Source organism: Paenibacillus sp. FSL H8-0317, from assembly GCF_045040685.1.
Classification (GTDB): domain Bacteria; phylum Bacillota; class Bacilli; order Paenibacillales; family Paenibacillaceae; genus Paenibacillus.
Map to the genome: position 1 here is coordinate 1,361,749 of NZ_CP150294.1, position 14,768 is coordinate 1,376,516.

Consider the following 14,768-nt stretch of genomic DNA (forward strand, 5'->3'; position numbering starts at 1 on the left):
AAACCGGATGAACGGTCTGCGGGGGTTCTTGTTAATCATTCGTGTTTGGTTTGCTGTACCAGTTTCCTTGATTACCTACAAACGTTCCATATTACGCAGGAAGTGTTCTCCGGCAATCCCTGGTGTAGTCATCTGTTCCGGATGAAGAATCTCTTCCAGTTCTTCCGGTGTGAGCAATCCGCGTTCCAGAATAATCTCTTGCAAGGAAAGTCCAGTCTTGAGCGCTTCCTTCACGATGGAAGCTGCTACATTATAACCTAAATGCGGGTTCAACGCCGTAACCACACTGAAACTTTGGTTCATGATTAATTCACAGCGCTCACGGTTAGCTTCCATCTCTTCAACTGCATAACGCGTGAAAACATCGATGCCGTTATTCATAATTTTCAGCGATTGCAGCAAGTTAAACGCAATAACTGGTCCCATGACATTCAGCTCGAATTGACCGGCTTCACACGCCATACAGATTGTATGGTCGTTCCCCATCACCTGGAAGGATACCTGGTTAATGACTTCCGCCATAACGGGGTTAACTTTGCCCGGCATAATGGACGAACCTGGCTGACGTGGTGGCAGGCGCAATTCATTGAATCCTGCACGCGGACCCGAAGCCATCATGCGAATATCATTACAGATTTTGGAAAGGCTAACCGCACATACCTTCAGCGCTGCTGAAAGTTCCAGATAGGCATCTGTGTTCTGCGTTGCATCCACGAGATCCTCAGCTGTTTGTAGTGGAAGTCCGGTAACATCAGACAGGTGCTCTGTAACCTTGACGATGTATTCGGGTTTGGCATTAAGTCCTGTACCTACGGCAGTTGCACCCATGTTAATGGTAAGCAAGCGGCGATTGGCGAATTCAAGACGCTCAATATCCCGTCCGATTACACGGGCATAAGCTCCGAATTCTTGTCCAAGGCGAATAGGTACGGCATCCTGAAGATGGGTACGGCCAACCTTGACCACATCGTTGAATTCCAGTTCTTTTTTACGGAACGCATCCTGTAGTCTTCTCATGGTAGCGAGTAACGTCTCCGACAGTTGGTACGCCGCAATGCGCAGTGCTGTAGGTACCACGTCATTGGTAGACTGGGACATGTTCACATGATTATTTGGATTGCAATGGAAGTAGTCTCCCTTGCTTTTCGTTAACAGTTCCAGCCCGCGGTTGGCCAAAATTTCGTTCATATTCATATTCATGGAGGTGCCTGCACCACCCTGAATGGAGTCTACAATAAAATGATCCAAATGATGGCCTTTCATCATTTCTTCAGCCGCCATGACGATCACATCGCCAATCTTGCTCGGCAGCATTTTCAACTCCATGTTGGTAATCGCTGCTGCCTTCTTCACCGCAGCCAGAGCCGTGATCAGCTCCCGGTGTACCGGAACTCCGGTAATCGGGAAGTTTTCCACGGCCCGTACCGTCTGAATTCCGTAATAAGCATAAGCCGGGATTTCTTTTTCACCGATAAAATCTTTCTCCGTCCGTGTGGACATAGTAGACATCTCGTTCGCCTCCAGTGGCATCAATAAAAATAGTTCGGCTTCAGCGTTGCTGAAGCGCACTCAGTATATCATTTAAGCAAAATGGATGCCAATCTAAATCATTTGTCCTCTTGTGCCGATAATAAATAAAATTAGGGATATTAAATTGGAATATTATTCAATTTTTAAGAAAGGGAGGGGTGGCCAAGCTTGTCTTATACATTATGCGCTTTATGGTAGAGAAGTCATGCATGAACGGCAAGTATGGGAGGAATAGAACGTTTTCAGTGATGTATATCACATGATATTTGGTACTTGATTGGTAAAATAGGAAAAAAGGACTACGGGGTGTGCACATGAAATGGACTTTAGGAGCAAAGACTGTCGCAGGTCTGGTACTGATTTCGATTATTACCTACGGAACTAGCGGCTTTTTTATATTTTTTGTCAAAGACTGGATTACGTTAGATATTCCGAATTGGGTGTACATATCGATTATCCTGATCATGGGAGTATGCTGGAACGGGATTCTGGGATGGTTTGCCTCACGCTGGCTGACTCGTCCAATCGTTCACCTGTCCCGGGCTGCACAGCAGGTTTCAGCGGGTGACCTGACAACCGAAATTCCGCAGCGACGCACGCAGGATGAACTTACCGTATTATATGATGCTTTTCGCGCAATGGTTTCTAACCTTCGAAGCATTGTAAATGATATTGCAGACAGCACAAGAACGACTTCACAGAACGCACAGTCTCTGAGTGAAGCGATTACCCAGGCCGCGGAACAGATCGAGATGATGTCGGATGCGGTGGATCATATTGCGGTAGGCGTAGAAGAACAGAAGGTCACTTCCCATCAATCTCTGATCACTGCGGATGAGATGCTGAACGATTTCCAGCGTATGCATAGCCAGTCCATGGACATGACAGAGATTTCCGGTCAGATGGAACGATCGGTGGATCATACTAAACAGACTTTTTCATCGTTGATGAAAGGGATGGACGAGCTGGCCGAGTCGCACAATCGTTCCCGTGACATTATGCTGCTGCTGGAGAAGGAAGCCTCCGATATCGAGGTAATTACCCATTCTGTCAAAAACATTGCTGAGGAAACAGGGTTACTTGCCCTGAATGCTTCAATTGAGGCTGCACGAGCTGGAGAAGAGGGTTCTGGTTTTGCAGTCGTGGCGCAGCAGATCCGCAAGCTGGCAGACGAAAGTAAGGAATCGGTACATCGTATTAATGAGCTGATAAGTCGTGTGCAGCAACGGATCAGGGAGACAGCCCAACTGTCTCATGAGCAGCATGGTCTCGTGGTCAATGAATCGGAGCGGACCATCTCTGTGGATCAGACGTTGCATGAGCTGACAGGCACAGTGGAAGTATTTATGAAGGGTGCTCATGATATCGGTTCCAAGATCGCGGAACAGACCGGTCGCGTGGAGCAAACGCACGGTCATGTGAAGAAGATCCAGGGGAAAGCCGGATCGTTCTCGGATGAGGCGAGACGAATTATGGATGCCGCACATGAAGAGACAGCCATCATGGAGGAGATTTCATCCTCGGCTGAAGAACTGAGACAATTAACCGATCGGTTATTGGACAAAACCAAAGCGTTCCGGATGCAGCCTTAAGCTGTGTTCGGGATTTTTTTTTGTTTTTGGAGAACAGTTTTGGCATGAGAATTTGCTTATTCTGGTTAAAACCGAACGTTCTTTCGTGAAAACGAAAATTTGTAAAGATTATTTTATGAAAGATTAACAAATTCGCAACTTGCAAGCGATAAATGAAGATATAATAGGATTATCACAACAGATAAAGGAGCCCAGTATATTGAAAACTTGGACAGGTATCCTGCTGATGATTATTTTGGCGGTAGCTACGATTAGTACAACTTCGGCTGCCAGAACCATGAATGAATCGCAAAAACAGCTTAACATAGATGATCAATCCAGCCAGACCGCAGTGGTCGAGGCTTCCAATATAGATAAAATGCATGACACAACGAAGACAACACAGGAATCCATTCCCGTGAAAGAGGAATATGTTTCGGTAGCTCCAGAGAATAAGAACGTCAGATTATACCCTATGAAAGTTGAGGGTTCAGGTTATATATATAACGGAATGATTTTGGAAGTGGACGGCAAAACGCGAGAATTTAGGGATTGGCAGGGAGAAGGTGGGTCTTACAAACCCGAAGTGCACGAGCTGGATCTGAATGGAGACGGCCAGAAAGAGATTATTGTTCTGTACACGGAAGGTCATGGAACAGGTATTTATTTAGGACAAGCACGTATCATTAATCCGGTAACGCTGGAAGAGATGAAGATGCAATCTCTGGATGAGATTGCGAAACAACATGTGAAGTCGAAAGTTACGGTTAGATCAGACCGTGTGGATGTTGATGTCACCGTTGATGGCGTTCAAGCAGAACCTTTACGGATCGAGGAAGATACGAGTGGCGGCGTATATAACGAAGAGTTGGGATTCGGTGGAGTAACCTATTACAGTATAGAAGATGGCCAGCTTGTCGTATCAGCAGCAGGATCTTACGGTGCGGCTTTATATGCCGGTGATCTGACATTTACTTATGAGTATCAAGATGGTGAGTGGAAGGCCGTAGATTTGAAGTACAGTATGGAAGTGTATGAAGAAGAATATTATGAAACTTTTGATTAATGGTGTCATGTTGATATCGTAATACAACGGGAATTGAAAGTTCTCGAGTGTGGAGTTAAGTGAACATCTGACAAGAATATCTTCCTTACTCCGTATACGGACAGTGGGAAACAGGGCGAGGCTGAAAAAAATCGGGACATACAGCCTCGTTTTGTGCTGCCCGGAAATAGGCACTGTGCACTAAAAATGCAGGAAACAATTGACTTTATCACTTTAGTCGTTTAAATGTATAAAGGACAAATCATTTTAACATTCAGGAGGGATTTTGATGAAGAAAAAGGTTGTACTGGGTTTGATGGTAGGCACATTAACGCTTGGAATCGGAACAGGTGCACTCGCAGCAACAGGGCTGGAACAGATTAAAGCCTATCTGAACAGCAAGATTACGCTAAAAATGAATGGTGCCACGGTGACAGCCAAAGATGCAAATGGTAAAACAGTGTTGCCTATCACCTACAACGGAACGACTTATTTGCCTGTACGTGCTGTGGGATCCTTGCTTGGGACAGAGATCACTTATGACAGTGCAACTTCATCCGTCCTGATTGGTGGGAAAAATGAAACCGGGCCAGTAACCAACGATAAAGTAACACTAAGTACACTGGGAACGACGGTGTTGGGATCTACCGCATGGCATACCAAAGATCCTGCGGAGACTACTTACAAAGGCAAGGATTATAAAGATGTATATCTGCATACAGATTCCGTGAAGCAAGGAGACGACTTCCAGATCATGACGGGCAAAAAGTATTCTTCCCTGCATCTGGAACTGGCCGCTCTTCAAGGGAATCAGGAGATACAGGTAATCAACCAGGACAATACGGTTCTCAAAAAGTTGAGTATATCGCCGGGAAGCGGATTGGTTAGCCTTGACGTGGATGTATCGGGCACTGAAGCTGTGTTTGTTGAGATTGTTTCAGAAGATCCAGGTTCATCGCTATTTGTACCTCTTACAACATCGTATTTGGTTAAATAAAATAGACGTAATAAAAAACGATTATCAACAATGGTGTTGCTGGATCAAGTCCATAACACACATGGTGATAATCGTTTTTAATGTTTAACGAATGACGGTATCCAGCGGTTTGAGATTGGCTTCAATCTCGGCGCGGCGACCTTCAAGGAATGGAGGCAAAGCAAGCGATTCACCCAGATGCTCCAATTCTTCGTCTGTATCAAATCCCGGACCATCGGTTGCAAGTTCGAACAGAATACCGTTTGCTTCACGGAAATACAGGGAGCGGAAGTAGAAGCGATCTACAAACCCGGAGTTAGGGAATTGGAAGTTACGAACCCGTTCCACCCATTGTTTCAGTTCTTCCTCATTATCCACACGGAACGCAACATGGTGTACGCTGCCACGTCCAGGACGCTCTTGGGCAAGGTCATTCCGTTCCTCAACATGCACCTCGGAGCCGCTGCCACCTTCACCGGATTCAAAAACGAGTACATCAGGTTGACCTGGAGTAAAGGCAGGGTAACTTCCTTTAGCTCTGAAACCGAGCAGTTCGGTAAGAACCGGAGCGGTAAGGGAAGCATCTTTTACCGTAAGATGGATAGGGCCAAGGCCTACAACGCCATACTCGGCAGGCACAGGGCTCTGATCCCAGGGTTTACCACCAGCGACACCTGTATTATTTTCATCCGAGACCAGAATCAGACGTTGTCCTTCAAAGTCTGTGAACGAGAGTGTGGCACGACCACCCCGTTCAACAATCTCTCCATGTGGGACTTCGAATTCGTCAAAACGCTGCTGCCAGTAAGTAAGTGCCGCATCACTTGGAACGCGCAGTGACGTGCCAGATATGCTGTTCACACCTTCACGAGTCTGTCCGGCCATCGGAATCTCGAAGAAGGTAAGTTCGGTACCCGGATTGCCTTTCTCATCGCCATAGAAGAGATGGTAGACGGACACATCGTCCTGATTGACCGTTTTTTTAATGAGGCGCAAACCCATGATGTTGGTGTAGAAACGATAGTTCTGATCGGCATGTGCTGTTAGAGCTGATACGTGGTGAAGTCCTTTGATTTGCATAATAAATTCCTCCTAGATGAAATGGGATAGTGTAAAAGTTCAGTTGAACATTTTTTGAGTTTATTTAAATTTATTCTTTATTAAGAAAGTTACTAACTTTTCGTTTGTTTTGGTTCTGGATTTATCTTAACATAAAGATATTTAAATTACAATGCTTATTTAGAATTCCAACTGGACAGCATTTTCATTCAATGGCAAAATGAAAAAGTTAACATTAAAGAGAGATAATGTTGGTGAGATAATCGAAAAGGAGAGAAGAGATGCGTGGCGTATCCACCATGGCTGGACCCTTATGACGCAGAGCCGTTTATCCTGTTCTCCCGTTCACATATCGTTTCAATTAGCGTAATTACAGCATGTATTGTACTAATGTTTTTGCTTCGACACCATCTTCGATCATGGTCAGAGAGGGCACGCCGCATACTGCGAATCGCTCTGGCCTGTGTCATGTTTGCCTGCGAAATCGTGCTGCAACTCTGGTATGTGTATGGAGGGATTTGGAGCCTGCAGACGTCACTGCCGCTCGAACTATGCAGTCTGTCTCTGCTATTATCGGCGTTGTTACTACTGACACGCAGTCGACTGTTACATTCTGCACTGCTGTTTGCAGGTATTGCTGGAGCCCTTATGGCGATCCTGACGCCTAATCTGGGTTATGGTTATGCTCATTTTCGATTCATTCAATTTTTCGTTGCTCATGCCTGTATCATTATGGCCTTACTATACATGACCTGGGTGGAACAGCTGCGACCTAGCTGGAGATCTGTAGCAGGTTCGATGATATTTGTGAATGTGGCAGCATTAATCGTATACGTTGTAGATATTATGCTTGACACGAATTATATGTTTTTGAGACACAAGCCGAGTACACCCTCGGTGCTTGATATGTTAGGTCCGTATCCCATGTACATCCTTGGGGAAGAGATACTTGCGCTAGTTTTGTTCTCGCTGATGTACATTTTGCTCTTTGCCATTCCAGATCGGTTGAAGCATCGTGTGAAAAAAGGTAAAAGCTCCGCGGTATAGGGATAATTCTTGTAGTTGCGCCTGCGCCGCATTATAAACTCTATATAAATAGAACATCCCGCAGTAATCTGAATGGAACGAATCAGATCGCTTGCGGGATGTTTGGGCGTTGTCCCTGAAAAAGGCCAACTTATATTTATATTTATCCACGGAGCAGAGATTCCGCACCATCCACATAGATTCGTGTACCTGTAACATGAGAGGCTTCATCGGAAGCGAGGAACAGAACGAGGTTCGCCACTTGCTTCGACGTTCCAGGTTCGCCCTTGAGCGGATGTTCATGTCCTTCGGGGAATTCAACAGGAATCTGCACTTCTTTCAGATCATCCGACGGGTAGGTGTTATCATCAATGTTGGTATCGATGGCTCCTGGGCAGACAGCGTTAACACGGATCTTATAACGAGCCAGCTCCAGTGCGGCCATCTTCGTAAACGCAGTTTGTCCTGCTTTGCTGGAAGCGTATGCAGAGAAACCGATCCCTGAGAAGACCCGGTTACCGTTGATGGAACTGGTGATAATGATGCTGCCGCCATGTTCTTTCAGATGGGGGATGGCATATTTGACGGTTGCGAAGGTTCCGCGCATATTGATCTCCATCGTTTGGTCCCAGTCCTCGATGTCCATGGTTTCGATCGGGGCCATCGTTCCGTTGATGCCAGCATTTGCAAATATGATATCCAGTTTACCCGCTTCAGCCGCAGCCTGATTGATCGCCTTCTGCACATTATCCGGTTTGGAGATATCACATTCGATCACATACGCTTCTCCGCCAGCTTTTTCAATCGTCTGCTTGGTTTCCTCCGCATTTTCGGGTGTGCGATCCAGCATGTACACTTTGGCTCCATGCTCGGCGAAACGAATAGCGGTAGCCTGACCAATACCCGATCCACCTCCGGTTACAATTGCGACTTTGCCTTCCAAACGCTGTTCTGTCATCTCTGATCCCTCCGTATGGTATAGATTGTCGTTGTACGCTCTACTTTTACATACCCGGCTCAAGACTGATGAATCATATGTGTATATATCAAAAAGAACAGGACCGCAACGCGGCCCTGTTCTGGAACAGATCAACTTCATCATCTGTCTGCTGTTAACTTATTTTGGCATGTGAATGGTGGGAAACTCATTCAAGTCATGTCCGATGCTTACTTATGTTTCTTCCAGTCCATAGCGCTGTTATTAAGCAAATATTCGAAGTCGTTATCCCGGCGCTTCTGCTCCGCTTGGCGAGCTTCTTCTGCTTGCTGACGTTCCTGCTCTTTAACTGCTGCCTCGGCAGCCTTGGCTTCATCCGCCTGAGCTTTCAGCTTCTCCAGCACATCACTGCTAAGCAGATCCTTCAGTGTTGTGGGTTTATCCTGTGCTACTGCTGCTTTGGGAGCAGGAGTGCGTTTTTTGGATTTTGCCATAGGAAAATCTCCTTTCCAAACATGAATCAGGTTCCATTTATCATACAGTAGTCATAGTATATCAGGTTCACGTAATGCATTCCATGAATCTGCGGAACAAAAGCAGGAAAACGAGTGTTGCGTGACGAATGAAATCGGGTATAAAATCATATACTATTACCGATACTGCGACTATTCCCTGGAGAAAGGAGTCGTTGTTCGTGGAAGTAAACCGTGGTTTACTGAAAGGGCTTGCATGGGGCGTTGCCTTCAGCTGCCCGTTATGGATTGCGATTATCGGCTGGTTACGTTTGATGGGATGGATGTATTGAGGATGATGCCGGAAGAGGTCATTTTTTATAAAGTCATATATGTAACCGTTATCATTAAAATCAATAAATAAAGCTCTGCCTTGCGACATTCGCACAGGACAGAGCTTTTGTTTGTTTAGAGCTCATTACAAGTCATACCCAAGTATTATCATCCGTTTGGCATGGATATTAATTAAGGCATTTTTACCGGTTCTGGATACTCCAGACCGTGGGTGTCTACCGTAACTTTTTTCATAACTTGATCGGTAACCGGTTTGTCACCTTGACCTATTTCCTGAGCAGCAATACTATCAACAACTTCCATACCTTCGGTTACTTTACCGAAGGAAGCATAGGCATTATCCAAATGATCCGCGTCAGCTAACATGATGAAGAACTGAGAACCAGCCGAATCCAAATTATCTCCGCGTGCCATGGAAATGACTCCGCGGGTATGATTCAGGTGGTTTTTGTGACCGTTGGATGTAAATTCACCCTTAATGGCATACCCTGGGCCACCTCGACCATTACCTTCTGGATCTCCGCCCTGAATCATGAAACCTGGAATAACACGGTGAAAGATTGTGCCATCATAGAAACCCTGATTCGCTAGTGAAATAAAATTGTTCACCGTATTGGGTGCAATTTCGGGATATAGCTCAATGACGATCTTCTGTCCATCTGCCATTTCAATAGTAGCTACTGGATTTGGACCCGTTGGTTCAACTGGAGCTGGTGTTTCTGTAGCGCCACTCGAAGGGCGTCCACAACCACTAATGACGATAAGCAGCATCGCGAGTACCAGCGAAACTACTGTATTTTTTTTCCACGTTAAAGACATGAAAACGTTCCTCCTTGCATCTCTGCATCATATATTTTCTCCAAATTCTATTTGGATATTTACCCAACTATCATACCGTTTTTGTGGACAGGATGGCAATGTAATACATGTGTTTGTGGTGAACAAGGGATGGCCTTCATGGAATGATGGGTGTAAAATAAGGAAAATGCTTCCGCATCGGGGACGTACGGGTCTGTTCCGTCCGCTCCAATACACGGCAGTCCCGGCGTCAGTAACGGAAAGGGCGTGTGGGTATATGAACTTCTCGTGGAAGCGCAATCTGGTCATATTGTGGATTGGTGTATTTTTTTGCAGCACCGCGTATTCGATCTCGATTCCATTCCTGCCCCTGTTTCTAAGTGCTGACTTGGGGGTTCGTGATCACCTGGAGTTATGGTCAGGATTGGCCTTCGGTATTACGTTTCTGGCGAGTGCGCTCGTGTCTCCTTTCTGGGGATCACTGGCTGACAAATACGGGCGTAAGCCCATGCTCATCCGGTCGGGATATAGTCTTGCCGTCTTGTATTTAATTAATTACTTCGTGCAGGACCCCTATTCACTGATTGTTGTTCGATTGTTCCAGGGTCTGCTTGCAGGGTTTGTTCCAGCAGCGATTGCCCTGGTTGGCACGAATACACCGGAAGAGAAGACAGGGTATGCACTGGGCATTATGTCTACAGCGGGAGCAACAGGTGGTATTATCGGACCGTTAATCGGTGGCGTAGTGAGTCATTATTATGGTAACCGGAATGCATTTTTGTTTTCGGCCATTGTAGTGCTGGTCTCTGCGATCATCGCAACCTTCTGGGTAAAAGAGGAGAACTTCAACCGGAACAAAGCTCGTTCCCACGTCATGGATGACATTCGTGAAGCGAGAGCGAATCGGCTGTTTATGACAGTGCTTGGCATGATGGGCATATGTACATTCTCTGTCATGATTCTGGAGCCATTATTGACGGTCTATGTGATGGAGATGGGTGTGCAACCTGATCGTGCCTCACTTAGCTCGGGTATTATTTTCTCCGCGGTAGGTGTAGCAACAGTCATCATGGCACCGCGCTGGGGCAAGATTGGTTCAAGGATTGGATACGGTAAAGTGCTGATCATTGGACTGGTTGGCGGAGCTATAGGTAACCTTCTGCAGTTCTTCACAACAGGGTATATCGGATTCGGTATATTGCGGTTTGTGTACGGTTTATTCTTTGCAGCTGTATATCCAGCGATTAACGCCATGATTGTGCAGGCTACCGCATCGGGTTTCAGGGGAAGAGCATTTAGCTTGAATCAGTCCGCTGCCCAAATTGGGACGATGGCGGGGCCGATCATTGGTGGTGTTCTCGGTGGCTGGCTGCCGATTCGCTGGATTTTTATCATTAACGGAATTGCATTGTTAATCACTGCAATTGTAGCGAAGTGGTCTGGATTGGATCACAAGCTGCCTGGAACAGGTAAGGTTGCTGCAAAGCGGTGACGCTGAATTGCGTACAGAAAGTGGACTGAAAGGTAACAAAAAAGATGACGCTGTGAAATTACAGACGTCATCTTTTTTAAGTCTACTACGGATCTATATAAGTTAGTCATCCGAAGAGGGCTTACGAGAAGCCTTCTCTTTGGGAATAGCATGCTCGACCGCATCACGTTGATCCTCATCCTCAAGTGCTTCGGGGAAGGAGTCCTCAGTGAACAGTCCGAAGTCCGGGTCAATATCCCGTTCGGTCACGAGATTATCCGGTTCATGCACCTGCTTTTGGCGATCTTCCTTCATCGTGTATGCACCTCCTCATTCAGGATGTCATAACAGCTGTTAATGGCGTGGTGGAATGTCGTTCTCGGGTTTGGCGTCCGCACCAGCACCATTAAGCAGATCGGTACCATGCAATGCATCCGGATCGGGTGCAGCAGGATCAACCGGACTGTTCGGTTGCAGAAGATCTGCATCCGGTACAGATTCCAGCGGTGTCTCAGCCAAACGTGAATCCAATTCCGGCTCGTCCACAGCGGCTACAGCTACGGGTGCCAGATCCGAATCTTCCGTTACAATCCGTCTGCCGGAAACTTCATCAAAGCTATCCATATCGCCTTCCGGGACTTCCGTCTCTGGGGGAATATCGCGGGACCTCTGATAACGGTCATAATAGCGGTCGCTCTCTTCGTTACTAATTGGTTTGTCAGACATGAGTAACACTTCCTTTCATTGTCGGTTGTCCAAAGCTTCTTACCCCGTAGTTACCCAAAGCGCTAGTATTGTAATCTTGCACAGGTTATTATCTCCGGGTGTTCACTACGATATGAATGCCTTAGAATTTGGGGAATACATATTTAACCAAGAAGTATAAGAATCCGAAAAAGATAATGACATATGCGGCATATTTAATAAATGTGGAAGCGACCATACTTGAATCCGACTTATGCTGAACATCCTTATGTTCCACCTCAACCGTACGATGTGGCTCATTCATTGTAATCATCTCCTTAGCGTGTTTGTTTGCTTTGAGAAACCATTACACCCGGAGCAAAGGATTGAATCGCAGCCATCGTTTTTACAGCTTTTCCTGTTTTGCCTATGTTATGATGAAGCTTGAATATGTAAGGGAGGAATTTCATGTGGACTGGTTCACACTGGGCAATATGATCACACGCATTCGTATCGGGCAAAAGGCGTCCACACCCGGGTTCTCCCGTACCGTCATCCGTCGTCCGGATGGTTTGTTTTGGGTAGGCGGTATATGGTCCGGGCAAGTTGTACAGTTACGGGATTTCCTTTTTTCCGACATATGGACCATCTATGATGATGAGGAGACAGAGCAGTGGCTTGAATTTCGGAGTCAAGTTGAACAGAAAGAACGAGAAATGATCGTGAACCAGTTCGAAGACTTGCGTGAATAATCGAATAACTTTAACAATAAAATGGAAATAAGACTATAAATCGACTTAAATGTGAAATTTCATTTTATCTCAAGAAGGTGACGTGACAAACGGTGGCGAATGATAAATGAGAGAATCTAAGATAGGGAAAATTAGAACTTTGAGGTGCTGTGAATGAAAAATGTGCCCAAAGCTATCGTCATCTTATGGATGAGTGTATTGATTATTCTAGGCATGCCACATGGGATAGTCTTTGCAACTACAGGAGTGGTTCAGCAACCTGTATCCATTACAGGATGGGAAGTAAAATGGGGGAACGTCGACGATCAAGGGTTCATCAGTGAGGTTAAGGGAGCAGACGAGATATGGGAAAAGCAGGGCAGCGATAAGTTAGAGTATAGCAATACGGATCGCTCGAATTCTTTATGGACTCGCCTGACCATTCCTGAGTTGAGTGAGGAAAGTTCAGCCATTCGATTTGAGAACATTAAAGGCAATCATATTGTAGTTTATCTGGAAGACCGCAAGGTCTACGAGAACTACCATTACAATTATGATAATAATGCTGTGCTGCTGCCCTTATCCAGCGGAAATTCAGGTGACACGCTCTATGTATGGTCGCAAAATGAGAAAGGCCGTCTGGGGATACAAGGTACTGTTCAGGTTGGACCTTATGCCGCTTTACAGGAGAAATATATTCATAACGGACTTATTGATGTAATTTTGGGCGCGACCTTTGTCTTCACAGCGATTACGATGCTGAGTTGTACGTTCTTCCTTGGCAAATTCCATAAGGGATTATGGATCTCGCTATGCATCGTGATGGGTTCCATCGGCACGATGATCATCACGTACTCGCAATTTTTGTATACGTTCTATCAGGTATATGGTGACCTGTATTCCGTAGTATTTGATCTGGCGATGCTGCTGGGTATGCCAGCGCTATGTTATTTTTTTGAACAGATTATCGGGCCAGGACTGCATGGAATCTTCACCAAACTGCGAAAAATACTATTCATATATTCAGTTATCGCTGTGTTCTCTTTATTTATCTATGTTACTTCAGGTGGGCAATGGGAGATCCTATACAATCTACTCGTACAGCGTGTGGTTGGTATTGTGCTGGTCATTCTGCTAACAATCCTGTTGGTTGGTACCATCGCCAAAGCGCTGCAACGAAATCGGGAAGCTATGCTGCTTGCGACGGGATTCGGTACATTTGCCTTGATCAGTGTGGCTGAACTGTTGTGGTATTATCAGCGGAGTGGGACGTATCATCTGTTATGGTGGAAATGGTCCATGGTTGCATTTGTGATCTCGTTGATTGCCATTCTCGGAAGTCGTTTTGCCGAAAAACATACTAAAGTTCTAGAGTATTCCAAGGAACTGGAGCTGTTTAACAATGAGTTGCAGCGATCCGAAAAGATGGAGATTATTAGCGAACTGGCTGCTTCCGTTGCCCATGAAGTACGTAATCCGCTTCAGGTGACAAGAGGCTTCCTGCAACTTATGACGGAACAGGAAGACAACAAAAACAAGGGGTATGTGCGAATTGCACTGGAAGAACTTGATCGGGCTTCGGGCATCATAACGGATTTTCTTACCTTTGCCAAACCTGAGTTTGACCATATTATCTCGCTCAATATCTCGGATGAGTTCAATCATATTGAAGGCATTCTTGTACCGATGGCTAATCTGGAAGGTGGTAGAATCACCACTGACATTCCGCCAGATCTATATATTCGGGGCAATTCCTCGAAGTTCAAGCAGGCTTTTATCAATATTATCAAGAACAGTATTGAAGCTCTGCAGGGACAAGGCCAGATTGATATCTGGGCGTACAAGCAGGATGGAATGATTAAGGTGCATGTCAGGGATAACGGAGAAGGAATGGACGAGGAAGCACTCTCCCGATTGGGCGAGCCTTATTTCTCCAATAAAATCAAAGGCACAGGCCTGGGCATGATGGTGACATTCCGAATTGTTGAAGCGATGCAAGGACAGATCAGCTTTACAAGCACCAAAGGGGTAGGAACAGAAGCGGTTGTATCTTTTGCCGAGTTCGTCGATTGACGAACTCACAGAAGGATACAGCGGCTTTTTTGTTCCTACCCCTGATTTCTTACATTACCAA

General features: G+C 45.8%; 15 protein-coding genes. 7 read left to right on the plus strand and 8 right to left on the minus strand.

Going from position 1 to position 14,768, the window contains the following annotated elements:
* Nucleotides 1–75: 75 nt before the first annotated feature.
* The gene (locus tag MHB43_RS06130) at nucleotides 76–1,509 is read right to left on the minus strand and encodes an aspartate ammonia-lyase (RefSeq protein ID WP_076214517.1); all 1,434 of its coding nucleotides are present in this window, start codon (nucleotides 1,507–1,509) and stop codon (nucleotides 76–78) included.
* A gap of 335 nt (nucleotides 1,510–1,844) precedes the next feature.
* Here MHB43_RS06130 and MHB43_RS06135 point away from each other — a divergent pair, with 335 nt between their 5' ends.
* From MHB43_RS06135 to MHB43_RS06145, 3 genes are all read left to right on the plus strand, one after another.
* On the plus strand, nucleotides 1,845–3,122 hold the full coding sequence (locus tag MHB43_RS06135; protein ID WP_405131559.1) for a methyl-accepting chemotaxis protein: 1,278 nt from the start codon (nucleotides 1,845–1,847) through the stop codon (nucleotides 3,120–3,122).
* 199 nt (nucleotides 3,123–3,321) lie between these two features.
* Complete coding sequence (locus tag MHB43_RS06140; RefSeq protein ID WP_405131560.1) at nucleotides 3,322–4,167, plus strand: hypothetical protein; 846 nt, start codon at nucleotides 3,322–3,324, stop codon at nucleotides 4,165–4,167.
* A 268-nt stretch (nucleotides 4,168–4,435) separates the two neighbouring features.
* On the plus strand, nucleotides 4,436–5,143 hold the full coding sequence (locus MHB43_RS06145) for a stalk domain-containing protein (RefSeq protein WP_221819022.1): 708 nt from the start codon (nucleotides 4,436–4,438) through the stop codon (nucleotides 5,141–5,143).
* An 84-nt stretch (nucleotides 5,144–5,227) separates the two neighbouring features.
* Here the strand turns inward: MHB43_RS06145 and MHB43_RS06150 are convergent, their stop codons facing one another.
* Nucleotides 5,228–6,202 (minus strand): ring-cleaving dioxygenase, encoded by a 975-nt coding sequence (locus MHB43_RS06150; RefSeq protein ID WP_221819023.1) that lies wholly within the window; start codon nucleotides 6,200–6,202, stop codon nucleotides 5,228–5,230.
* A 264-nt stretch (nucleotides 6,203–6,466) separates the two neighbouring features.
* Between MHB43_RS06150 and MHB43_RS06155 the strand changes: the two genes are divergently transcribed.
* Nucleotides 6,467–7,228 (plus strand): TIGR02206 family membrane protein, encoded by a 762-nt coding sequence (locus tag MHB43_RS06155; RefSeq protein WP_405131561.1) that lies wholly within the window; start codon nucleotides 6,467–6,469, stop codon nucleotides 7,226–7,228.
* A 142-nt stretch (nucleotides 7,229–7,370) separates the two neighbouring features.
* Here the strand turns inward: MHB43_RS06155 and MHB43_RS06160 are convergent, their stop codons facing one another.
* From MHB43_RS06160 to MHB43_RS06170, 3 genes are all read right to left on the minus strand, one after another.
* Entirely contained in the window at nucleotides 7,371–8,165 is a 795-nt protein-coding gene (locus MHB43_RS06160) for an SDR family NAD(P)-dependent oxidoreductase (protein ID WP_076214533.1), read from the minus strand.
* A 209-nt stretch (nucleotides 8,166–8,374) separates the two neighbouring features.
* Complete coding sequence (locus tag MHB43_RS06165; RefSeq protein ID WP_336759184.1) at nucleotides 8,375–8,638, minus strand: YqkE family protein; 264 nt, start codon at nucleotides 8,636–8,638, stop codon at nucleotides 8,375–8,377.
* Nucleotides 8,639–9,121: 483 nt separating this feature from the next.
* Nucleotides 9,122–9,769: a peptidylprolyl isomerase gene (locus MHB43_RS06170; protein WP_221819025.1), complete on the minus strand. Its 648-nt coding sequence runs from the start codon at nucleotides 9,767–9,769 to the stop codon at nucleotides 9,122–9,124.
* Nucleotides 9,770–10,025: 256 nt separating this feature from the next.
* On the opposite strand from MHB43_RS06170, the gene MHB43_RS06175 reads away from it, so the two are divergent.
* The gene (locus tag MHB43_RS06175; RefSeq protein WP_405132397.1) at nucleotides 10,026–11,240 is read left to right on the plus strand and encodes an MFS transporter; all 1,215 of its coding nucleotides are present in this window, start codon (nucleotides 10,026–10,028) and stop codon (nucleotides 11,238–11,240) included.
* A gap of 102 nt (nucleotides 11,241–11,342) precedes the next feature.
* Here the strand turns inward: MHB43_RS06175 and MHB43_RS06180 are convergent, their stop codons facing one another.
* The 3 genes from MHB43_RS06180 to MHB43_RS06190 form a co-directional block, all read right to left on the minus strand.
* Nucleotides 11,343–11,534 (minus strand): hypothetical protein, encoded by a 192-nt coding sequence (locus tag MHB43_RS06180; RefSeq protein ID WP_221819027.1) that lies wholly within the window; start codon nucleotides 11,532–11,534, stop codon nucleotides 11,343–11,345.
* A 39-nt stretch (nucleotides 11,535–11,573) separates the two neighbouring features.
* Nucleotides 11,574–11,945 carry a hypothetical protein gene (locus tag MHB43_RS06185; protein ID WP_221819355.1) on the minus strand — a complete coding sequence of 124 codons (372 nt, stop codon included), beginning with the start codon at nucleotides 11,943–11,945 and terminating at the stop codon, nucleotides 11,574–11,576.
* 121 nt (nucleotides 11,946–12,066) lie between these two features.
* The gene (locus tag MHB43_RS06190; protein ID WP_221819028.1) at nucleotides 12,067–12,228 is read right to left on the minus strand and encodes a hypothetical protein; all 162 of its coding nucleotides are present in this window, start codon (nucleotides 12,226–12,228) and stop codon (nucleotides 12,067–12,069) included.
* A 145-nt stretch (nucleotides 12,229–12,373) separates the two neighbouring features.
* Here MHB43_RS06190 and MHB43_RS06195 point away from each other — a divergent pair, with 145 nt between their 5' ends.
* The gene (locus MHB43_RS06195; protein WP_405131562.1) at nucleotides 12,374–12,655 is read left to right on the plus strand and encodes a hypothetical protein; all 282 of its coding nucleotides are present in this window, start codon (nucleotides 12,374–12,376) and stop codon (nucleotides 12,653–12,655) included.
* A gap of 153 nt (nucleotides 12,656–12,808) precedes the next feature.
* The gene (locus MHB43_RS06200) at nucleotides 12,809–14,707 is read left to right on the plus strand and encodes an ATP-binding protein (RefSeq protein WP_405131563.1); all 1,899 of its coding nucleotides are present in this window, start codon (nucleotides 12,809–12,811) and stop codon (nucleotides 14,705–14,707) included.
* Nucleotides 14,708–14,768: the final 61 nt, after the last annotated feature.

Bases quoted from the DNA above. Each gene is read 5' to 3' on its own strand.
- MHB43_RS06130 (WP_076214517.1), bottom strand. From the start codon at position 1,509: ATGTCTACTATGTCCACACGGACGGAGAAAGATTTTATCGGTGAAAAA.
- MHB43_RS06135 (WP_405131559.1), top strand. From the start codon at position 1,845: ATGAAATGGACTTTAGGAGCAAAGACTGTCGCAGGTCTGGTACTGATT.
- MHB43_RS06145 (WP_221819022.1), top strand. From the start codon at position 4,436: ATGAAGAAAAAGGTTGTACTGGGTTTGATGGTAGGCACATTAACGCTT.
- MHB43_RS06150 (WP_221819023.1), bottom strand. From the start codon at position 6,202: ATGCAAATCAAAGGACTTCACCACGTATCAGCTCTAACAGCACATGCC.
- MHB43_RS06160 (WP_076214533.1), bottom strand. From the start codon at position 8,165: ATGACAGAACAGCGTTTGGAAGGCAAAGTCGCAATTGTAACCGGAGGT.
- MHB43_RS06165 (WP_336759184.1), bottom strand. From the start codon at position 8,638: ATGGCAAAATCCAAAAAACGCACTCCTGCTCCCAAAGCAGCAGTAGCA.
- MHB43_RS06170 (WP_221819025.1), bottom strand. From the start codon at position 9,769: ATGTCTTTAACGTGGAAAAAAAATACAGTAGTTTCGCTGGTACTCGCG.
- MHB43_RS06175 (WP_405132397.1), top strand. From the start codon at position 10,026: ATGAACTTCTCGTGGAAGCGCAATCTGGTCATATTGTGGATTGGTGTA.
- MHB43_RS06180 (WP_221819027.1), bottom strand. From the start codon at position 11,534: ATGAAGGAAGATCGCCAAAAGCAGGTGCATGAACCGGATAATCTCGTG.
- MHB43_RS06185 (WP_221819355.1), bottom strand. From the start codon at position 11,945: ATGTCTGACAAACCAATTAGTAACGAAGAGAGCGACCGCTATTATGAC.
- MHB43_RS06190 (WP_221819028.1), bottom strand. From the start codon at position 12,228: ATGAATGAGCCACATCGTACGGTTGAGGTGGAACATAAGGATGTTCAG.
- MHB43_RS06200 (WP_405131563.1), top strand. From the start codon at position 12,809: ATGAAAAATGTGCCCAAAGCTATCGTCATCTTATGGATGAGTGTATTG.